The sequence below is a fragment of the Mycobacterium sp. DL440 genome (assembly GCF_011745145.1).
In the GTDB taxonomy this organism is placed as follows: Bacteria; Actinomycetota; Actinomycetes; order Mycobacteriales; family Mycobacteriaceae; genus Mycobacterium.
Genome location: NZ_CP050191.1, coordinates 5,776,262 through 5,795,846 on the forward strand (window position 1 = coordinate 5,776,262; position 19,585 = coordinate 5,795,846).

At 64.6% G+C, this 19,585-nt stretch carries 17 protein-coding genes; 8 read left to right on the forward strand and 9 right to left on the reverse strand.

Translation table 11 applies throughout. From position 1 onward, the window contains the following. Positions 1-15: 15 nt before the first annotated feature. The gene (locus tag HBE63_RS28085; RefSeq protein WP_166908156.1) at positions 16-297 is read left to right on the forward strand and encodes a hypothetical protein; all 282 of its coding nucleotides are present in this window, start codon (positions 16-18) and stop codon (positions 295-297) included. A gap of 150 nt (positions 298-447) precedes the next feature. Here the strand turns inward: HBE63_RS28085 and HBE63_RS28090 are convergent, their stop codons facing one another. Further along, positions 448-978, reverse strand: a complete 531-nt coding sequence (locus tag HBE63_RS28090; protein WP_243858343.1) for an orotate phosphoribosyltransferase — start codon at positions 976-978, stop codon at positions 448-450. 51 nt (positions 979-1,029) lie between these two features. Continuing rightward, positions 1,030-2,565 carry an amidase gene (locus HBE63_RS28095; protein ID WP_166908157.1) on the reverse strand — a complete coding sequence of 512 codons (1,536 nt, stop codon included), beginning with the start codon at positions 2,563-2,565 and terminating at the stop codon, positions 1,030-1,032. Between the two features lie 172 nt (positions 2,566-2,737). On the opposite strand from HBE63_RS28095, the gene HBE63_RS28100 reads away from it, so the two are divergent. Then, positions 2,738-3,367 carry an HAD family hydrolase gene (locus HBE63_RS28100; protein WP_243858344.1) on the forward strand — a complete coding sequence of 210 codons (630 nt, stop codon included), beginning with the start codon at positions 2,738-2,740 and terminating at the stop codon, positions 3,365-3,367. A gap of 270 nt (positions 3,368-3,637) precedes the next feature. On the opposite strand, the gene HBE63_RS28105 is transcribed toward HBE63_RS28100, so the two are convergent. The 3 genes from HBE63_RS28105 to HBE63_RS28115 all read right to left on the reverse strand — a co-directional run bounded on the left by HBE63_RS28105 (position 3,638) and on the right by HBE63_RS28115 (position 5,297). Next, positions 3,638-3,994 carry a DoxX family protein gene (locus HBE63_RS28105; RefSeq protein ID WP_166908159.1) on the reverse strand — a complete coding sequence of 119 codons (357 nt, stop codon included), beginning with the start codon at positions 3,992-3,994 and terminating at the stop codon, positions 3,638-3,640. Then, positions 3,991-4,590 carry a TetR/AcrR family transcriptional regulator gene (locus tag HBE63_RS28110; RefSeq protein ID WP_166908161.1) on the reverse strand — a complete coding sequence of 200 codons (600 nt, stop codon included), beginning with the start codon at positions 4,588-4,590 and terminating at the stop codon, positions 3,991-3,993. Before HBE63_RS28110 ends, HBE63_RS28105 begins: the two co-directional genes overlap by 4 nt. Positions 4,591-4,685: 95 nt before the next feature. After that, positions 4,686-5,297, reverse strand: a complete 612-nt coding sequence (locus HBE63_RS28115; protein ID WP_166908163.1) for a TetR/AcrR family transcriptional regulator — start codon at positions 5,295-5,297, stop codon at positions 4,686-4,688. Between the two features lie 156 nt (positions 5,298-5,453). Here HBE63_RS28115 and HBE63_RS28120 point away from each other — a divergent pair, with 156 nt between their 5' ends. The 4 genes from HBE63_RS28120 to HBE63_RS28135 all read left to right on the forward strand — a co-directional run bounded on the left by HBE63_RS28120 (position 5,454) and on the right by HBE63_RS28135 (position 10,586). Beyond that, entirely contained in the window at positions 5,454-6,791 is a 1,338-nt protein-coding gene (locus HBE63_RS28120) for a cytochrome P450 (RefSeq protein WP_166908165.1), read from the forward strand. Beyond that, positions 6,788-6,976, forward strand: coding sequence for a ferredoxin (locus HBE63_RS28125; protein ID WP_166908166.1), 189 nt, complete (start codon positions 6,788-6,790; stop codon positions 6,974-6,976). The genes HBE63_RS28120 and HBE63_RS28125 overlap by 4 nt, the downstream gene beginning before the upstream one ends. 14 nt (positions 6,977-6,990) lie before the next feature. Then, positions 6,991-7,845 carry an SDR family NAD(P)-dependent oxidoreductase gene (locus HBE63_RS28130; protein WP_166908168.1) on the forward strand — a complete coding sequence of 285 codons (855 nt, stop codon included), beginning with the start codon at positions 6,991-6,993 and terminating at the stop codon, positions 7,843-7,845. Between the two features lie 86 nt (positions 7,846-7,931). Beyond that, positions 7,932-10,586 carry an excinuclease ABC subunit UvrA gene (locus HBE63_RS28135; protein WP_208301234.1) on the forward strand — a complete coding sequence of 885 codons (2,655 nt, stop codon included), beginning with the start codon at positions 7,932-7,934 and terminating at the stop codon, positions 10,584-10,586. A 66-nt stretch (positions 10,587-10,652) separates the two neighbouring features. On the opposite strand, the gene HBE63_RS28140 is transcribed toward HBE63_RS28135, so the two are convergent. The 3 genes from HBE63_RS28140 to HBE63_RS28150 all read right to left on the reverse strand — a co-directional run bounded on the left by HBE63_RS28140 (position 10,653) and on the right by HBE63_RS28150 (position 14,669). Continuing rightward, positions 10,653-12,695 carry an MFS transporter gene (locus HBE63_RS28140; RefSeq protein ID WP_243858345.1) on the reverse strand — a complete coding sequence of 681 codons (2,043 nt, stop codon included), beginning with the start codon at positions 12,693-12,695 and terminating at the stop codon, positions 10,653-10,655. Between the two features lie 185 nt (positions 12,696-12,880). Then, positions 12,881-13,981: a HAMP domain-containing sensor histidine kinase gene (locus HBE63_RS28145; protein WP_166908169.1), complete on the reverse strand. Its 1,101-nt coding sequence runs from the start codon at positions 13,979-13,981 to the stop codon at positions 12,881-12,883. Further along, positions 13,974-14,669, reverse strand: a complete 696-nt coding sequence (locus HBE63_RS28150) for a response regulator transcription factor (RefSeq protein WP_166908171.1) — start codon at positions 14,667-14,669, stop codon at positions 13,974-13,976. The genes HBE63_RS28145 and HBE63_RS28150 overlap by 8 nt, the downstream gene beginning before the upstream one ends. A 139-nt stretch (positions 14,670-14,808) precedes the next feature. Between HBE63_RS28150 and HBE63_RS28155 the strand changes: the two genes are divergently transcribed. Continuing rightward, complete coding sequence (locus tag HBE63_RS28155; protein WP_166908173.1) at positions 14,809-15,285, forward strand: hypothetical protein; 477 nt, start codon at positions 14,809-14,811, stop codon at positions 15,283-15,285. Positions 15,286-15,506: 221 nt separating this feature from the next. Here HBE63_RS28155 and HBE63_RS28165 read toward each other — a convergent pair whose 3' ends face one another. After that, on the reverse strand, positions 15,507-16,082 hold the full coding sequence (locus tag HBE63_RS28165; RefSeq protein ID WP_243858346.1) for a TetR/AcrR family transcriptional regulator: 576 nt from the start codon (positions 16,080-16,082) through the stop codon (positions 15,507-15,509). Between the two features lie 69 nt (positions 16,083-16,151). Here HBE63_RS28165 and HBE63_RS28170 point away from each other — a divergent pair, with 69 nt between their 5' ends. Further along, positions 16,152-19,433 carry an arabinosyltransferase domain-containing protein gene (locus tag HBE63_RS28170; RefSeq protein ID WP_166908175.1) on the forward strand — a complete coding sequence of 1,094 codons (3,282 nt, stop codon included), beginning with the start codon at positions 16,152-16,154 and terminating at the stop codon, positions 19,431-19,433. The last annotated feature ends 152 nt before the right edge of the window (positions 19,434-19,585 follow it).

Consider the following 19,585-nt stretch of genomic DNA (forward strand, 5'->3'; position numbering starts at 1 on the left):
CGCAACCGCGTTGCTGTGAACCTGCACAACCGTGTGGTTTCGGCTTTGCCGGTCTCGATTGGAAAAATTCGCTGCCAGAATCAAATGGAACTCGCATTACCCGCAGGTCAGGGGAGTGTCATTGCCGACGCAGTTCTGGAAACGACACTCCTCATGTCGGTCGCCATTCTCGATGGCGCATTGTCATTTGAAATGGCGCAACTTGGCGCGTGTGCCATCTGGATGACAACAGGAACAGTGTGTCAGCGTATCCGCCGCTGCCGACGGATTGTGGACGCTGACAACCGGGTTCGGTGATCCGGTCTCCTTCGCGGTCGCCTGACAACAGCGTCGTCTCGTTGCAGCAGGGGGCTGGCTCACCCACCTTGTGGGTCCGACGGTAGTTCAGGAGCAAGGAAGCAAGTTCGACGCTGTGGTGATGATGTGGAGTTAGTCGATTGCCGTCGGTCAGGCGGTGTCGAGGACGGCTTTCGTAAAGACAGCTCGAACGGTCAGTGCAACGTCGTGCAGGACGGTGTCAGGATCGGCACTCCTGTTGATCGCGCAGATGACCGTCGAGACGGTGCCATGTTCGCTGCGGAGGACACTGGCCGCGTCCCGGACCGCGCCGCCGGTGGTGATGACGTCCTCGATGAGGGTGATGGTTTTTCCGGTGACGTCGGCGCCTTCGGCGAGCCTGCAGGTGCCATAGGTCTTGGCGGCCTTCCGGACGAATAGCGTTGGTATGCCGGTCAGTTGGCTCATGACGGTGGCCAGTGGAATACCGCCGAGCTCCAGGCCGCCGAGCAGGTCAGTGTCGGCGGGAATGAGCGGAACCATGGCCTCGCACACGCGTCGTAGCAATTGAGGGTCTGACTCGAACAGGTACTTGTCGAAGTACTCATGAGACGGTTGGCCTGACCGAAGCCGAAACTGCCCCTGAAGGCGGCAGGCGTGGTTCACATCGGCGGCGAGCGATTTGCGGTCCATGTTGTTCATCGTGGCACCAGTAACCGCGCAGAATCTGCAAGGACAGGTTGACGCAGCGTCTCAGCCAGTTGGGTGACGCTGGTGCCAGTCGGTGGCGTGTTGATGGGCGTTGCCTGCACGCACCAGGCTCGCTTCGTCCAGGTGGCGGGCGACGAGCTGGAACGTCAGTGGCAGACCATCGTGGGTGAATCCGCCGGGCAACGTGATCGTGGGATTGCCCGACATGTTGAACGGTTCGGTGAATCGCCACATCAATGCGGTGCCTTGCGGTGTGGCCCACAGCTCGTTGATTCGCTCGACGGTGAGATTGTCGGGCGGTTGCGACGGGGTCAGTAGCACATCGATGTCATTGAACAATGTGGCGAGACCGCCGCTGAATGCGAGTCGTGCTTGCTGGGCCTTCATGGCATCCATGCCGGTCGTGGCGCGGCCGACGTCCAAGAGCCCTGCCAGGGGCCCGTACTCGCTGCGTCGGGACGGATAGGTCGCCGCATGGGCGATAGCCGCTTCGGCGGCACATGATGCTAGCCCGCTGGTGATCAGCAGGTCTGGGTTCGGTACATGGACTTCCTTGACGTTTGCACCAAGGCTTTCGAACGCCCTGCGGGCGGCTCGGACCATCTCGATGGTTTGTGGGTCGGATCCTGTGTCGTTGTAGGCCGGATCAACCCCTACTCGCAGATTGTCCAGCCGCGGATCGAGATTCGCCAAGTAATCCGGCACGGGTGCGGTCAGCGTAGTGGGATCGTTGGGGTCGTGTCCGGCGATCACGGCCAGGACGGCACCTGCGTCGGCGGCTGATCGCGTGATGGGGCCTACGTGGTCGAGGCTTTCAGCCAATGGGAACACGCCGTAGCGGCTGACTCGGCCCCAGGTGGGTTTGAGACCGGTCACGCCGTTGGCTGCAGCTGGGTATCGGATTGATCCGGTGGTGTCGGTGCCCAGGGAGCCAAAACACAGTCCCGCGGAGGTGGCCACCGCCGAACCACTCGACGATGATCCGGCCCAATGCGCGGGGTTCCACGGGTTGACCGGTGGTGTCACGGTGGGGTGATAGTCGCCCGAGGCGCCTTCGGTCAACGCTAATTTGCCCAGCAGAATCGCACCGGCATCGTGGAGGCGCCGTACCACGGTGGCGTCGTAGTCGGGGCGGTACTGTGCATAGATCGACATTCCCGCGGTCGTCGGAATCCCTTTGGTGCGGCACAGATCTTTGACCGCGATCGGGACGCCGTGCAGCGGGCCCCGGTAGTTCCCGTTGGTAATCTCGCGCTCGGCTTGCTTGGCCTGCTCGACGGCGAGTTGCTCGGTCACGGTGGCATAGGCATGCAGACTTGGCTGTAGGTGGTTGATCCTGTCCAGCAGTGCGTGGGTCAGTTCGACCGGGGAGATTTGACCAGACTTGAGCGCTGCTGCGGTGTCGAGAAGTGAAGCGTAATGCGGCTCGACTGGTCCGGTGAGCACTGCGGCAGGGGGAGCAGTGTCGGTTGCAGGCGTTGCGCACGCCGCGCCTGCCGTGGCGGCGGCGGACGCGACCAGCGCCGCGGTCAAAAACTTGCGCCGGTCAATTCCTACGTCCAGTTGTGAATCCCCCATGCAAACCAGTCAAACCCGATGCTCCACCTACCTCGGGGACCAACACGCATTCATAGCAGCGCTGTGGTGCGCGATCCGAGGGCGCCATGGTGCGATTGATTGAGCATCTGGCGGCGTTTGTCCGACTTGATTCGGGACCGCTGTGGACGCCCGGGTGTGTAACTCTGGGTCCGTGGGCTCGGGGGTGTTGGCGCAGATCCGGTGTGTGGTGTTCGACGTGGGCGAGACGTTGGTCGATGAAACTCGGATGTGGACTGCGCTGGCGCAGCGGTTGGGTTTGACGCCGTTCACTTTGTGCGGTGTGGTGGGGGCCATGATCGCTACTGGCAGGGATCATCACGATCTGTGGGACGTGATTGGTGTCGATCGGCCTGCGGCGGGTATCGATCCCGGGGGGTGCGATCTGTATCCCGACGCTCTGGATTGTGTCGCAGCTGTGCGTCGCCGTGGGTTGGCTGTCGGTGTCGCGGGAAACCAGCCTGCGGTGATCGGGCAGGTGCTGTCTGCGGCCGGCCTGGAGGCTGACTTCGTGGCGTCGTCGGCGGCGTGGGGAGTGGCCAAGCCAAACCCCGTGTTTTTCGCCCGGTTGATCTCGGAAGCGTGCGTTCCCGCCGAGAGCATCTTGTATGTTGGCGATCGCCTCGACAATGACGTGGTGCCCGCCCGTGCGGCCGGGATGCGCACGGTGTTCGTTCGGCGCGGCCCGTGGGGCTATCTCCATGCTCTCAAAGCCGAAGCGTCACTTGCAGATCTGCGAGTGGACTCGTTGCAGGAACTGACCGCGCTACTGACCGTCAACTGAAATTGAGGGTGCCGACACTGTTGCCGGATCGGGCGGGACTTTGCGTGGCTTGGTTGAGGATGCACGGAGGGACACCCGTGTCGTGTCTCGGTTTCAGAGGAACTGAACGCGATCAGGTGCTGTTTCCGCAGCGATGGCGGAATCGGCCTACCGTGTGGCAGCGCGATCGTCCCAAACTCGCGGCCTCGTCAGGAGTGCTTTGCCGCTCTGGAGACTTGACCAACTGTACCGTTCTAGGATCCGCCAACTGGACTGCTGAGCCGCAGTGTCCTACGCGTAGGACACCGCGAGGACGACTCCCGAGAACACCAACATGCCAAGGCAGTTCACCCAGAAGGTGGAATTGAGGAATCTGGCGCGCAGGTGGGCGACCATGGCACACACGAAGTACATGACCACGCCGACGTTCGCGGCAATCCCCACACCTGGATAGTGCAGCCCCGCGAGTAGCCCCGCGGTCGCCCCCAGCTTGATGACGATCAGCGCCCACCACCAATCGCGCGGGAAACGCACGCCGTCCAGGCAGTCGCGGATGAACTTGGGTGGGCGGATCGACATCAGGGCGTCGCCCAGCAGCACGACTGCAAGCGCGATGGTCAGCAGGGGCAGGTGCGGGGTGTCGATCATTGTGGAACTCCCATTCCGAGGATTAGATCGACCGCTTCGGCGAAGCGGTCTGGTGCGTCGGACTCGTCGAAGGCGCCTCCGGATGCCGCGCGGAGTACGCCGATGTAGGCGAGGTAGAGCGTGCGCGCGGCGGCCGCGGAATCGGTATGGCCGGCCGCCCGAAAGATGCTTTCGAAATCTGCAATCAGCTCGTCGGCCAGCTCAGTGAACGTGCGCGACTTGTGCCGGCCGCGGGCGACCACCGCCGCGTACTCGCGTGCGAGGTCGCGATCCGACTGGAAGTACGCCACGAAGGGTTCGACAGTGGCGATGAGTCTCTCGGCTGCTTCGGACTTCGTGAGCGGACGTACGTGCTGGTTCCGATCCCGTGCCGCGTGCACCGCCGCGATCCACTGGTCAACGATTGCGATCAGCAGGCTGTCTTTGTCGCCGACACCCATGACGGTGCCGACGCTCACGTGCGCCTCGGCGGCGATTCGGCGCACCGTGGTCGCGGCAAAGCCGTGCTCACGAAACAGTCGATCGGCGGCCGCGAGAACTCGCTGAGAGGTGTTGATCTTTGCGTCAGCCCTCGATTGAACATGTTCATTGAACACGTTCAATAAGTTAGCGGGCTCTTGCCCGGTTGTGCAAGTGCCCTACCGAACACTGCAGTCCGACGCGGCTGACGATGTTCGGCGCCGCGTCCACCTCAGTGGGACGACGGCCTCGGTGTCGTCTCGTTCGGTGTCCCAGGCCGTGGTGGTCGGAGGTTGAGTGTGCGCCGGCCGGCCGTGACCAATTGGTCGTAGAGCTCGCGGTCATCGACGCCGTCGAATTCCACGCCGACGGCCGCCGAGATGCCGGCCATGACGATGGCTGCGCGCACCTGGCCGCCCACACCGGGTTCGGCGCCGGCGAGCAGATCCGCTTGGCGTTTCACGATCGCACGCCATTGCGGTTGTTGGCGTAGGAGTTCGGCAACGCCGGGGTCGCCGGTGAGGATGGGAAACAAGTCGCGGTGCGATACCGCGAGGGCCACATAGCCGGCGAGCATCGATTCGGCTTGTGCGCGACTTCCGCGCTGGGCTTCGGCAGTCTCCACGAGTTCGACGAGCTCGTGGATGACGGGCTCCATGATGGTGCTCAACAGCTCGTCGCGAGTGCGAAAATGGTGGTAGATCGCCGATTTCGTCAGGCCAAGCTCATCGGAGATCATCTGCAGGGAAGTCCCTGCCACGCTGTGCCGCCGGAACAGCTCGATGGCCGCGTCGATCAACTTCTGGCGGGTCGTGCCGCCGGCGCCCGGCGCGGAGCCGCTCACCGCGACGGCCTAAATGTAGCTTTCCTAACAATTTCGCGCTGGCTGACCATTCGTAAAGTATAAGCCTGTACGATTGGTCAGTAATCAGCTGTACGTTTGGTCAGTAATTCTGGGCCAAGTGGGTCAGCTTTCCTCCGCCCTGTCGAGGAGCACGCCATGCCGTTGAACACCGCACCGCAGCAGACTTCGCACGAGAAGTCCCCGCTTGAGGGCATCGATTTCTTTCACAACCCGGCGCTGGTCGCCGATCCGTACCCGGTCCTTGAGCGCATGCGGACGGCCAGTCCGGTGCTCCGCGAACCGTCACACAACGTGCTGGTCGTCACGGGGTACGACGAGGCGTTGGCCGTGGTCAGCGACCATGAATCGTTCTCGTCGTGCAACACGGTCACCGGTCCGACCCCAGGTTTTCCGGTGCCACTGGAAGGGCTCGACGAATCTGAGGTGCGGGCACTCATCGAGGCGCACCGCACCGAGTTGCCGTTCAGCGACCAGCTTCCGTCGTTCGATCCGCCGACGCACACCGCGCACCGGTCGCTGCTCAGCCGACTGATCACGCCCAAACGCTTGAAGGAGAACGAGGCGTTCATGTGGCGCCTCGCCGATCAGGTGCTGGAGCCGTATGTGGCCGGTGGTGACGGCGAGTTCCTCACCGCCGTCGCCAACCCCTTCGCGCTGCTGGTCATTGCGGATCTCCTGGGCGTGCCCGAGGCGGACCGTCCCGAGCTCACCGAAAGGCTGGCCGGGGACAACTCGCTGGGCAGTACGGATGACGCAGTGATGCAGCATGCTCCGCTCGAATTCCTCTACACGCGGTTCAGCGACTACATCTCGGACCGACGCCGTCATCCCCGTGGCGATGTCATGACCGAGATGGCACAGGCCAGCTTCCCGGACGGATCGACCCCGGAGGTCATCGATGTGGTGCGGGTGGCGGCCAATCTCTTCTCGGCGGGTCAGGAAACCACGGTCCGGCTGCTGTCCTCGGCATTGAAAATCCTGGCCGAGAATCCCGAGCTCCAGGAGCGGCTGCGCCGTAACCCCGACCAGGTCACGAATTTCGTCGAGGAGGCGCTGCGCTTCGAGAGTCCGATCAGAGGTGATTTCCGGCTGGCCCGCGCCACCACGACGGTGGGAGGCGTCGAAATCCCGGCGGGTGCCGTGGTGATGGTGCACTACGGCGCGGCGAACCGAGATCCGCGCCAGTTCGACAATCCCGACGTCTTCGAGTTGGACCGGCACAATGCCAGGCGCCACATCGCCTTCGGGCGCGGTGTCCACAGCTGCATCGGCGCGCCGCTGGCCCGAGCCGAGGCGAAAGTGATCATTCAGCGGCTACTGGCGAGCACCAGTGCGATCGAGATAGACGAGGCACGGCACGGAACCGTCAACGCGCGACGTTACGACTATGTGCCGACGTACATCCTGCGAGGTCTCACCGATCTGCACCTCAACGTGACCCCCGCCGCAGACACGGGAAAAGCATCCCGATGAGGGTTGTCGTCGACGACGATCTGTGCCGCGGACACGGAATATGCGCGGCGCTGTGCCCGCAGGTGTTCAGCCTGACCGACGGCGGCTACGCCGAGGCCATCGACACCGACATCCCTCCCGAGCTCGAAGGAGCCGTCGTCGAAGCGGTCGACGGCTGCCCAGAGCGGGCCATCCGCATTCACTGAAGGAAAGAGCAATCATGTCAATAGATTTCGAGCGTCGCGACCGAACCGCATTCGACCTGTCAGGCAAGGTTGTGGTCGTCGTGGGCGGCGGGCAGATGCCCGGCCCCAAGATCGGCAACGGCCGGGCCACATCCGTCGTGGCGGCACGCCACGGCGCTGAGGTGGTCGTGGTGGACCGCAACCTCGCCGCCGCACAGGAGACAGTGGAGCTGATCACCGCGGAGAAGGGCAAGGCGTATGCGCTTCACGCCGATGTGGCCGAAAAGGATGACTGTCAACGCATCTTCGACACCGTGATGCAGAACAGTGGTCGCGTTGACGGGATGGTCTACAGCGTGGCGATCAACCCGCCGTTCGACCGGGTGAACAACTCGATGAGCGCCGATGATTTCAACCATGGGATCAACGTGAACATGCTGGGTTGTTACTACTGCAATCTCTTTGCTGCACAGTGCATGGAGAAAAACGACGGCGGTTCCACCGGCAGCATCATCAACATTTCGTCCATTGCGAGCATCAAAAACGAAGTCGGACTCAACATCGGGATCATGCCCTACGCCCTCGGCAAATGCGGGCTGAACTACATCACGGAACTGACCGGCGCGCAGTTCGCCGGCGCCGGCATCCGCGCCAACACCCTGATGCTCGGCCCGATCGACTCGACGTTGGGCAACACAGATTCCCAGTCGCTGTTCGGTTTCGAGCCTGATGAGGTCGATGAGGCCTACGCCGAAGTGGTGAAGCTGAAGATGGGCCGGGCCAGTGCATGGGAGACCGGCTACGCGGCGCTGTATCTCCTGGCCGACGAGTCACGGTTCATGACAGGACAGCAAATTCGGTTGGACGGCGGCGCCACCCTCGTACGCTGAGGCACCTCGGCTCAGCCGATGATCTCGTCTTCTCCCTGCAGGTGAGCGGACTGCGATTGTGCCCGTGCGGGTAATCGGTTGTGGTGATGAGGTCATCTGAACAGCTGCGCGATGAGCGGCCGGTGGACATCCCGGCCGATGTCCAGGTGCGCGGTGCCCGGGAACACAATCTCAAGAACATCGATGTCAACGTTCCGCGGGATGCGCTGGTGGTGTTCACCGGTGTGTCGGGGTCAGGCAAGTCGTCTCTGGCCTTTGGCACGTTGTTCGCTGAGTCTCAGCGCCGGTATCTGGAGTCGGTGGCCCCGTATGCGCGCCGGCTGATCGACCAGGTCGGTGTTCCCGATGTTGACTCGATTGAGGGGATGCCGCCGGCGGTGGCCTTGCAGCAGCAGCGTGGCGTGGGCAGCGCGCGGTCATCGGTCGGGAGTGTGACGACATTGTCGAGCCTGGTGCGGATGCTGTATTCGCGTGCCGGGAACTATCCGGTTGACCAGCCCATGCTGTTCGCGGAGGACTTCTCACCCAACACCGTGCAGGGGGCGTGCCCGACGTGCCACGGCATCGGCCGGGTCTATGAGGTGCCCGAGGTGCTCATGGTCCCGGATCCGTCGCTGACCATCCGGGACCGGGCCATCGCGTCGTGGCCGCCGGCGTGGTACGGGCAGAACCTGCGCGACATCCTGGTGTCGTTGGGCTACGACGTCGACAAGCCGTGGAAAGGCCTTCCGAAGAAGGACCGCGACTGGATCTTGTACACCGAGGAGCACCCGACGGTGCCGGTGTATGCCGGGTTCACGCCGGCCGAGACTCGTCGCGCGGTGAAGCAAGGTATGGAGCCCAGCTACCAAGGCACTTTCACCGGTGCGCGTCGTTACGTCCTGGACACGTTCGCCAACACCAAGAGCGCATCGGTGAAGAAGCGGGTGTCCCAGTTCGTCAGCAGCGCAGTCTGTCCCGCGTGTGATGGCAAGCTGCTCAAGCCCGAGGCGCTGTCGGTCACTTTCGAGGGATTCGACATCGCCGCACTGTCCGGGCTCTCTCTGGCTGCGCTCGCGCAGGAGTTGCAGCCCGTGGTCGGCGAGAGCTGGACGCCGACCGAGGTCGGTCCCGGCGACGTCCTCGACGCGCCAACGCGGCGCGCGGCGGTCCAAGAGCGGGTGGCTGCCGGTGGCTCGGCGCACAAGGCGGCTCCAGACATTCGGCACACCCCCAACATGTCTGTGGAAAAACTGGCTGCCGCTGGCCGTTTGGCGGAAGAACTGCTCGAGCGGCTGAAACCGATCATGGATCTGGGCCTGGGTTACCTTTCGTTGGATCGCAGCACCCCCACGTTGTCTTCGGGAGAGCTGCAGCGGCTGCGGCTGGCGACCCAGCTGTCGTCGCAGCTGTTCGGGGTGGTGTACGTGCTCGATGAGCCGTCGGCCGGGCTGCATCCACGCGATCGGGACGCGTTACTGGGCATTCTGGACGGTTTGAAGCGACGCGGTAACAGTGTCTTCGTGGTCGAGCACTCGCTCGACATCATCGGCGCAGCCGATTGGTTGGTCGACATCGGCCCCGGAGCCGGTGAGAGCGGCGGCGAGATTCTCTACAGCGGTCCGCCGAAAGGTCTTGCCGAGGTGGCCGAATCAGTCACGCGCCGTTACCTGTTCGGCCTGGTGTCGCCGGCGGCCCGAACGCCCCGCGAGCCCGCCGACTGGCTGCGGTTGGAACACGTGAGTCGCAACAACCTGCACGACGTGTCGGTGGCGTTCCCCCTGAAATGTCTGACCGCGGTCACCGGAGTCTCGGGCTCGGGAAAATCGAGTCTGGTCAGTCAGGCGCTGCCCACGTTGGTCGGCGAGCACCTGGGCGCGCCGGTGACAGACTCGACGGGCGACGTGTCGGACGACGACCTCCTGCTGGCCGGGGCGTCGGCGCCGGTGGACGGCCGGATCGTCGGTGGCATCGGGGGTCTGCGTCGTGTGGTCTGTATTGACCAGAAGCCCATCGGCCGCACGCCCCGGTCGAACGTTGCCACCTACACCGGCATGTTCGATCACATCCGCCGCCGTTTCGCCGAGACACCGGAGGCGCGACGCCGCGGCTACAAGGCCGGGCGGTTCTCGTTCAACGTCGCGTCGGGGCGTTGCCCGACCTGCGAAGGGGAAGGGTGGGTGATGGTGGAGCTGCTGTTTTTGCCGAGTGTCTATGCCCCGTGCCCGGACTGTCACGGAACACGCTACAAGACAAGCACATTGGAGATCACTTGGCGGGACCGCAACATCGCCGAGATCCTGCAGATGAGTGTCGATCAGGCGTGGGAGTTCTTCGACGGCGATGCCGACGTATTGCGCTCGTTGACGGTGCTGCGCGACGTCGGGCTGGGTTACTTGCGGTTGGGCCAGCCGGCGACCGAACTGTCCGGCGGTGAGGCCCAGCGCGTCAAGCTGGCCACCGAGCTGCAGCGGGCGCACCGCGGCGACGCGCTCTATCTGCTCGACGAACCGTCGGCGGGATTGCACCCCGCCGACGCCGACCGTCTGCTGCTGCATCTGCAGAAGCTGGTGGACGCGGGTAACACGGTCGTGGTCGTCGAACTCGACATGCGTGTCGTCGCCCAGGCGGACTACGTCATCGACCTCGGTCCCGGCGCCGGCGGAGACGGGGGCCGCGTCGTGGCCACCGGCACACCGGCTGTGGCGTCGATCCACCCTGACAGCGTGTCCGGCCCTTACCTCGCTGGCGCCCTCCACTAGAACCGGCTCGCGAATCCTCGTCCCCACGTTCTTGGGTAGGACTCTGGTCGGGGCCAACTCCGGTTGCTACCGCTGCGCGGGAGCGCTCCAACGCACTCGTAATGATTGCGGCTCCGCAGGCTCCGTCGGCTGCGGTGGGTGGCGCGGCTTAGGTGGCCGCGGCGTCGGCAGCGGTGCAGTGGGAGCGTTCGGTGAAGGCGGTGTGGTTGCTGCCGCATTCTGTCGTTGTACTTCGTCGTCGATCCCGTCGGACAAGCGCCCGAGGTAGCCGATGAGTGCTGCGACGTCGCCGTCGTCCCAGCGCGACAAGATGGACTCCAACCTGGAGATGTTGAGCCCTCGTTGACGTTCAAAGGTGTTGCGGCCCTGCGGGGTGAGCATGAACCGTGGTGGTGCGGCTTGGTCGGTAGTCGGCGATCGACCGACCATTCCGTCGCGGATCAGTGTCGACACCCGCTCTTCGACGGTGTCATCCGCACTGTCGACCGAACGTGCCAACTCTTTCAAGGTGAGTGGCGGTCCGGCCCCGAGGTACGAGGCGATGACGTAGTCTCCGCGGTCCAGCCGGTACGGAGTCGACGGAATCTGCAAGGCGACGGCCGCCTGACGGCCCATCGCTGTCAGGACGTTTTCGAGCCGTTGGGCCCGGCGTCGCACCGGGACGGGCATGACAACCGGTTCGACGTCGGACACCGGCGGCGTCGGGACAGAGGTGGGGATCATCACGGCGAGCAACGCTGAGACGATGGCCGCGCCGCCGGCGATCAACATGGCAGTCTGGAACGCTGCCAGCGTCGGGAATGCGTGACCGGCGACGGAGATGGTCATCTGGGCCAACACCGCGCCCGTGACCGCGCTGGAGGTCGACGTGCCCAGTGAGCGGGCCAGCGAGTTGATCCCGTTGGCGGCAGCGGTTTCCGACACCGGAACGGCCGAGTTGATGAGAGTGGGCAGGGCCGCGAATGCGAAGCCGACACCGGTGCTGCACACCACGCCGAACAGCAGAACGCCCGCCGGTGAACCGAGCAGCTGTGTTCCGCCCAGGTAACCCGCCGCGATGATGACGGCACCGAGGATGAGCGAGAATCGCGCTCCGCGCGCGGCGATCACCTTGCCGGCGATCGGCGACGTGGCCATCATCGCCAGGCCGCCCGGCGCCATCCACAGGCCCGCCATCACCATGGACTGACCCAGACCATGCCCGATCGTCGTGGGCATCTGCAGTATTTGGGGACCGATGAGACTGGTGCCGAACATTCCGAACCCAATCGCCACCGACGACAGGTTGGTGAGCAGTACGGGCTTTTTGAGTGTCGTGCGCATATCGACCAGCGGCGTTGGCGCCCGGTATTGCCACCAGCCGAATACCCCGAATGCCGCGATCGAGCCGATCAGCAGGCCGAGCGTGAGGGGACTCGTCCATCCCCACGTCGAGCCCTTGGAGATCGGTAGCAGCAACAGCAGCAGGGCAGTGGCCAGACCGGCCGCTCCCGGTGCGTCGAACTTGCCCATGGACGACGAGGGCACGATATCGGGGACCATCGTCGCGAACAAGACGCCTGAGGCTAGGCCGAGACCTGCAGCGCACCAGAACAATACGTGCCAGCTCGAATGCTCGGCGATCACCGCGGACAGCGGCAGGCCCAATGCACCGCCTACTCCGAGCGAGGCACTCACCATGGCCATCGCTCCTCCGACGCGGTCGGCCGGTAGTGCGGCACGCAGCACGCTGATTCCCAGCGGGATAACCGGAGCGCCGAAGCCCTGCAGTGCGCGTCCCACCACGAGAAGCGGCAGCGAGCTGGTGAGGGCCGCAATCACCGACCCTGCCGTGAGGAGTACCGCACACGCGATGAGAATCCGCCTGGGGCCGAACATATCTCCGAGCCGACCAAACATCGGCGTCGCCACGGCACCGGTCAGAAGCGTGGCGGTAACCGCCCAGGATGCGTTGGCTGCGGTGGTGTTCAGCAACTCGGGCAATTGCGGAATCAGAGGCACCACGAGTGTCTGCATCATCGAGACGCTGACCCCCGCAGCCGCGAGCACCGCAATCAACAGACCACCACCCGTCGGGGTGGTCGGACGTTCGATCATCTGCTGAGACATGACAGCGATCTCCTTCGATGACGGGTACGTGTGTCGGCATGGCCATTGGCCTACGCCGAAGAGGGTCGGTACCTTACCCGATATATAGGTTGACTAACAAATTGGAACCCCTGTCGAGGTGGGGCTGTGTCAACGCCCGAAACCGGAGCCCTGGCCAAAGGCGCGGCGCGAGCATCGGGACGCGCTCACCTGAGTGGTAGTTGCACCGTGATGCAGAGCCCACCGTCGGGTCGGGCTGTGAGGGTAAGGGCCCCATCGTGTGCTTTGACGATGCTGTTGACGATTGCCAGGCCGAGGCCGACGCCCGCATCGTGGGTGCGGATGCGTTCAGTGCCGCGCTGAAACGGCTCGACAAGGGTCGAGACCAATTGCGGGCTGAGTTTTTCGCCGGTGTTCTCGACAGTGAGCGTCACACTTCTGGCGCCGACGCTGGTCGTGGTCCATGCGACGCCGTGTTCGGGCAGGTTGTGGACGATCGCGTTGTGCAGCAGGTTCGTGGTCATCTGCCGCAGGAGCGCGCCGGAGCCGATCGTCGGCGTCACCTCGCCGGACGACTCCAGGGTGACGCCGTGTCTTTCTGCCAGGGGTAGGAGCGTTTCGCTGGCGTCTTCGACGAGGAGGGACAGGTCGACGGGTTCTTGGGTGACGGATCGTTGATCCGCGCGACTGAGGAGCAGCAGTGCTTCGGTGAGATCGATCGCTCGGGTGTTGACTGCGTGGAGGCGTTCAATCAGTTCGCGGGTGTCGGTGTTGTGATCCTGGCGGGCTACGTCGAGCAGAGTCTGCGTGATCGCCAGCGGGGTGCGCAGTTCGTGGGAGGCATTGGCGGCGAATCTCTGCTGTTCGGTGACGTGCGCTTCGAGCCGTTCGAGCATGGTGTCGAAGGCGTCGGCGAGTTCGCGCAGTTCGTCTCTGCGGCCTGGCAGCTGGATTCGTTGCGACAGTGATCCTTTCGAGGCCATGCGGGTGGCAGCCGTGATGCGCGTCAAGGGCGCGAGCATCCGGCCGGCCAGCAGCCATCCGCCCACCAGACCGAACACGAGCAGGAAGGTCATCACCGCGGCGGCTCTCGGAGCGAAAACGTGCAGGAGCCTGGACCGGATGGGAAAGACTTCATTGGGGAATGAGATGTCAGTGCTGCCCGGGATGATCATCATCCGATCTGGCACATACCGCAGTAGGAAAACCCACACGGCAGCGAGCAGCAGGCCGCCGGCGAGCATCAGGAACCCGGCGTAGCTCAGGGTGAGCTTGAGGCGAAGGCTCAGTCCCGGTGCCCTATTCATGATTTCGTTCCTCATCTCGGCAGGCATCCGCCGTGTCTATGCGGTAGCCGACGCCGGGCACAGTGGTGATGATCCAGGGCTCGCCGAGGCGTTTGCGTAGTGCGGACACCGTGATGCGCACGGCGTTGGTAAACGGATCGGCGTTCTCATCCCACGCCCGCTCCAGAAGCTCCTCGGCACTGACGACACCCCCTTCGGCTGCGACCAGGACTTCGAGCACCGCGAACTGTTTTCTGGTGAGAGCGACGTAGCGGCCGTCACGGTAGACCTCACGGCGGAACGGATCCAACCGGAGTCCCGAGATTTCACGGACCGGCGGCCTGCTCTGGGTGCGCCGGCGGTCGAGTGCTCGCAGGCGCAGCACCAGCTCTCGCAGTTCGAACGGCTTGGTCAGATAGTCGTCAGCACCGAGTTCGAACCCCGAGGCCTTGTCGTCGAGCCGGTCGGCAGCGGTCAACATCAGGATCGGCATGCCGCTGCCCGAGGCGACGATGCGTTCGGCAATCACGTCACCAGAGGGCCCGGGAATATCGCGGTCGAGCACGGCGATGTCGTAGGCGTTGATGCTCAACAATTCAAGCGCGGTGTCGCCGTCGCCCGCGATGTCGGCGGCGATCGCCTCCAGTCGCAGGCCGTCGCGGATAGCCGTCGCCATGTAGGGCTCGTCCTCGACGACCAACACACGCATGCTCCCCACGCTACGAGCCGCCGTATATCGTGGGCATATCGAAAATCGCATACGTGCTGACAACACCGCGCAGCCTTGACTAGCGGCCATGACAAACAACAACTCAGCACACAGCCGACGACCACTTCTCACTCTCACCATGGCCGCCTTGATCGGCTCGGCTGGCCTGGCGATGGCGGCTCAGGCCGGCGCCGACCCGGTCGGTCAAGCGCAGGCGACGAAGTACTCCGAGTGCATGCGGGCCAATGGTGTCGCGGACTTCCCAAATCCGGACGCAGGCGGCCAGTTTCCCTACGGAGGCATCTCGGTGTCGAAGGCGACGTGGCAGAACGCGGTCGGTGCGTGTGCGAATCTGCAGCCGTCGGGTTGGTCGGCTGACGCCGGGCGTACTGCCGAGCAGCAGGACGCTGCGCTCAGATTCGCCCAGTGCGTGCGCGACCACGGAGTGCCGGACTTCCCGGACCCGTCCAGCGCCCGCGACCCGCTCATCGACACCTCGAAGATGCGCGGCGACGTCAGCGCCGGCAGCATTCCCGAGCTGAAGCCCGCGGTGGAGGCATGCCACAACTTGTTCACCGCCGCGCTACCGGCACCGGGGACTGGCCGGCCGGGCTGACAACCGCCGGCGTGCATCAAACGCCGTTGAGAACACGATCGAGTGCCGCCCGGCCTTCAGGTCCCCAGTGGGGCTTGCAGGCCGGGAGGCACCGATCTCCGTTCTCCCCGACCTCGCGGCGGTCACGCCTGCAAGGTCTGGATCCTGCTCCTCCAGCAGTGCGCGGACCAGCTCTGCGGTGACTGGCGGTGAGGTCGGTTGGTGATCGTTGCCGGGGGAAATCATCGGGTGTTCTTTGAGGCCGGCGGGTCCGCGGGACTGAAAGGCGCGAGTAAGAATTCGTCGACGAACCTGGCGAACGTGTCGTCGACGAAGGTCGGGTCCGGTGCGGTGAAGTACTCGATGATGAATCCCTGGAACGCGGCCAACGCGATACGCGAACGGGTTTCGGCGACGTGGACGGGCATTCCCAGCGCGAGAAGGCGAGCCTTGGAGTTGCGTGTCAACAGCGACAGGGTGTCCCAGGTGTATTCCCGGTAGGGACTGTCGACCCCGCAGGCGGCGCCGAAGATTTGCAGTACGACGCGCAGACTGTCATGGCGCTCTCCGCGCGTACATTCATGCCAGTCTTCAAAACACCATTTCCGGTGTGCCGCAATCGTTTCCGGCAGGTCCAGATCCCCGGTCTCCGGTATTGCCGCGCGCTGCTCACGGTTCAAGACGTCAAGCATGAGTTGCTCTTTGGTGCCGAAGTAGTACACCAACATTCGCGCGCTGGTCCCCAGCTGTGACGCGAGTTCGCGCAGCGAGGTGTCGACCACCCCGGTGCGCGCCAAAATAGCGCCCGCGGCGGCCAACAATTCTTCGCGTTTGGCGTGGTCGAACGGTCGCGGCACACTTGACTGTAACAGTTGCTTCAGATACTGATGGTGCGTGCGGGTGAACACGACGAGGGAGGGCGCTCGGTGAGCCTGGTCGAGGATGTCGACTCCACGACCAGCGGCCGCTCCGAGGTGTCCGCGGCGCCAACCAGCAGGCCGTTGCCGGTAACCCGATGGGTCGCGATCATCGCGGGGTTGGTGGGGTTCGTGGCCAGTGCGCTGATCCCGGTGTTGCCGGTGGTGCAGACCACCGCGTCGCTGCAGTGGCCCCAGGATGGGCGGCTGGGCAGTGTGACCGCGCCGCTGATCACGCTCGCCCCAGCGTCGCTGGAAACGTCGGTGCCGTGCAGCGTGTTTCGCGATCTGCCCGCCTCGGGCGGGGTGGTGTTGAGCACGGCGCCGACGGCCGGAAAGCAGGCGATGCTCAACGGGCTCTTCGTCACGGCGACCGCGCAACGGGTCGATGTGATCGCCCGCAACGTGGTGGTCCTCAGCGTGCCGCGCAGCCGAATGAGCGACCCGCAGTGTCAGCGGCTAGAGCTGGCCTCCTCGACAGCAGGCACGTTCGCCAGAGCCGTGGGACTGATCGATCCCGACACCGGCTCGTCAGTGCGCGGTGGGTTCGGCGATCCGAATTTGCGACCCCAGATCGTCGGGGTGTTCACCGACCTGACGGGTCCGGCGCCGCCCGGATTGTCGTTCTCAGCCGCCATCGACACTCGATACACCAGCTCCCCGTCTCCGCTGAAGACCGCGGCGATGTTGGCCGGCATCCTTGGCACGATTGTCGGGCTGTTGGCGTTGTGGCGACTTGACCGCCTCGACGGGCGCCGTGCGCGGCGTCTCATTCCGGCCCGTTGGCGCACCTTCACCACGGTGGACGCCACCGTCATCGTGCTCTCGGTGTTCTGGTTCGTCGCCGGCGCGGGATCCTCCGACGACGGCTACCAATTCGGCATGGCCAACACCGCCAGCCATGCCGGCTACATGGCCAACTACTTCCGCTGGTACGGCAGCCCCGAAGACCCCTTCGGCTGGTATTACGAGCTGATTGCGGCGATGACCCACGTCAGCAACGCCAGCCTGTGGCTACGCCTACCGGACTTGGTCTGCGCGCTGGTCTGTTGGCTGCTGCTCTCCCGTGAGGTCCTACCGCGCCTCGGAGGCGCGGTCGTGAGAAGCCGCGCGGCCGTGTGGGCAGCGGCGCTGGTGTTCCTCGCGGCGTGGATGCCGTTCAACAACGGGCTGCGCCCGGAAGGCCAGATCGCCACCGGCGCGCTGATCACCTACGTCCTGGTCGAACGGGCCATTACCACCCGGCGTGCCACGCCGGTCGGTCTGGCGATCGTGGTGGCCGCGTTCACCCTGGGCATCCAGCCCACCGGGATCATCGCCGTCGCCGTTCTGTTGGCCGGCGGGCGCCCGATCGTGCGGATCATCATCACCCGCGCCAAATCGGTGGGGATCTGGCCGGTGTTGCTGCCCCTGGCCGCAGCCGGATTCGTGGTCCTCACAGTGATCTTCGCCGACCAAACCCTGGCTGCGGTACGCGAAGCCACCAATGTGCGCACCGCGATCGGACCCGCGCAGCCCTGGTACACCGAGAACCTGCGCTACTTCTACCTGTTCCTGCCGACCACCGACGCCGCCCTATCCCGACGCTTCGGAATCTTGATCACTGTGGCGTGCCTGTTCGCGTCGATGCTCTTGTTGTTGCGGCGCAAGCGAATACCCGGCATCGCGATCGGCCCGGTATGGCGGCTGATGGGCGTCATCTTCGCCACGCTGTTCCTGCTCACGTTCGCCCCGACGAAGTGGATCCACCATTTCGGACTGTTCGCCGCCGCCGGTGCGGCGATGGCCGCGGTGGCCACCGTGCTCTTCGGGCCGACGGTACTGCGCTCACGACGCAACCAAATGGCGTTTCTCGCGATCGTGCTATTGGTTCTCGGGTTGTGTTTCGCCTCCACCAATGGCTTTTGGTACGTCTCCAGCTACGGGGTGCCCTTCAACGACAGCAGCCCGCACTGGGGGCCGGTCACCGCGAGCGCCGTCTTCCTTTGGTTGTCCCTGGCGGCCGCGGGCTACGCGGGCTGGCTGCACCTGTCCCCACCGAGCCGACCGCCATCGCGACTGACCCGGACGCTGACCGCAGCACCGGTGCCTGTGGCTGCGGGGCTCATGGTGGTGGTGTGTTCTGGGTCGATGTTGACCGGAGCGATCAAGGAATACCTCAGCTATTCCAACGGCTGGGCCAACCTGCGCGAGCTGGTCGGTGGATGCGGGCTGGCCGACGACGTCCTCGTCGAACCCGACATCAACACCGGATTCCTCGCCCCGCTTCCCGGACGCTACGGACCTCTGGGCCCATTGGGTGGCACCGATCCGATCGGCTTCAACCCGAATGGCGTACCTGAACACACACTGGCAGAGTCCGTTTGGCAGAGCCAGGCCAAATCCGGAACGGATTATGACTGGGATGCCCGCACTGCCCTGGACCAGCCCGGGATAAACGGTTCCAGTGTCGTGTTGCCTTACGGTCTTGATCCCGCCCGGGTTCCGATTGCGGGGAGCTTCAGTGCCGGCCCCCAACAAGTCAGCGCCCTCACCTCTGCGTGGTATCGACTTCCGGATGCCGACGCCGCCCACCCGCTCGTGGTGATCAGCGCCGCCGGCACCATCACCGGTAACAGCGTCCTGTCCGGGCACACCACAGCCCAAACCGTCGTCCTGGAATACGGCACAACCGGACCCGACGGAACACCCGTCGCCGGTGGGCGACTCACCCCGTACGACATCGGCCCGCAACCAGCCTGGCGCAACCTGCGTTTCCCTCGCACCGACATTCCCGACACCGCCTCTTACGTCCGGATTGTCGCCGACGACCGCTCACTCGACCCTGGCGACTGGGTCGCCATCACCCCGCCGCGGATACCTGAGGTTCGATCGGTGCAGGAATACCTGGGTTCGACGCAGCCAGTGCTGATGGATTGGGCTGTGGGACTGGTCTTTCCCTGCCAGCAGCCCATGCTCCACGCCAACGGCGTCACCCAGATCCCCAACTATCGAATCTCGCCGGACTACCCCGCCAAGGTCGAAATGCCAGACACCTGGCAGTCCGGCGACAACGGCGGTCCATTGGGCATCACCGACCTATTGCTCCGGGCCCACGTCATGCCCACCTACCTATCGCGGGACTGGGGCCGCGACTGGGGCTCGCTGCGCCGCTTCACACCCGTCGTCGACGCTCCCGAAGCCCACCTCGATCTCGCCACCGCCACCAGAACCGGGCTGTGGAATCCCGGGCCAATCCGCATCGGCCCGTGAGGAATCCGCGATCTGGTGCGACTTCTATAGCGCACGAGCGGTACCGAGATGTCAGCGTGCAGGTCGCGCAGCCGTGCCGACACGGCTGGCAATTCCTTGATGTGGACGGTCGCACACGTACAGCCCGTACCCAGGGTTGCGGCGTATATGTG

Excerpts from the sequence above, each read along its gene's own strand:
- HBE63_RS28090 (WP_243858343.1), bottom strand. The coding sequence starts at position 978 with ATGAACAACATGGACCGCAAATCGCTCGCCGCCGATGTGAACCACGCC.
- HBE63_RS28095 (WP_166908157.1), bottom strand. The coding sequence starts at position 2,565 with ATGGGGGATTCACAACTGGACGTAGGAATTGACCGGCGCAAGTTTTTG.
- HBE63_RS28105 (WP_166908159.1), bottom strand. The coding sequence starts at position 3,994 with ATGATCGACACCCCGCACCTGCCCCTGCTGACCATCGCGCTTGCAGTC.
- HBE63_RS28120 (WP_166908165.1), top strand. The coding sequence starts at position 5,454 with ATGCCGTTGAACACCGCACCGCAGCAGACTTCGCACGAGAAGTCCCCG.
- HBE63_RS28125 (WP_166908166.1), top strand. The coding sequence starts at position 6,788 with ATGAGGGTTGTCGTCGACGACGATCTGTGCCGCGGACACGGAATATGC.
- HBE63_RS28130 (WP_166908168.1), top strand. The coding sequence starts at position 6,991 with ATGTCAATAGATTTCGAGCGTCGCGACCGAACCGCATTCGACCTGTCA.
- HBE63_RS28135 (WP_208301234.1), top strand. The coding sequence starts at position 7,932 with ATGAGGTCATCTGAACAGCTGCGCGATGAGCGGCCGGTGGACATCCCG.
- HBE63_RS28140 (WP_243858345.1), bottom strand. The coding sequence starts at position 12,695 with ATGTCTCAGCAGATGATCGAACGTCCGACCACCCCGACGGGTGGTGGT.
- HBE63_RS28145 (WP_166908169.1), bottom strand. The coding sequence starts at position 13,981 with ATGAATAGGGCACCGGGACTGAGCCTTCGCCTCAAGCTCACCCTGAGC.
- HBE63_RS28150 (WP_166908171.1), bottom strand. The coding sequence starts at position 14,669 with ATGCGTGTGTTGGTCGTCGAGGACGAGCCCTACATGGCGACGGCTATC.
- HBE63_RS28155 (WP_166908173.1), top strand. The coding sequence starts at position 14,809 with ATGGCCGCCTTGATCGGCTCGGCTGGCCTGGCGATGGCGGCTCAGGCC.
- HBE63_RS28170 (WP_166908175.1), top strand. The coding sequence starts at position 16,152 with ATGGTGCGTGCGGGTGAACACGACGAGGGAGGGCGCTCGGTGAGCCTG.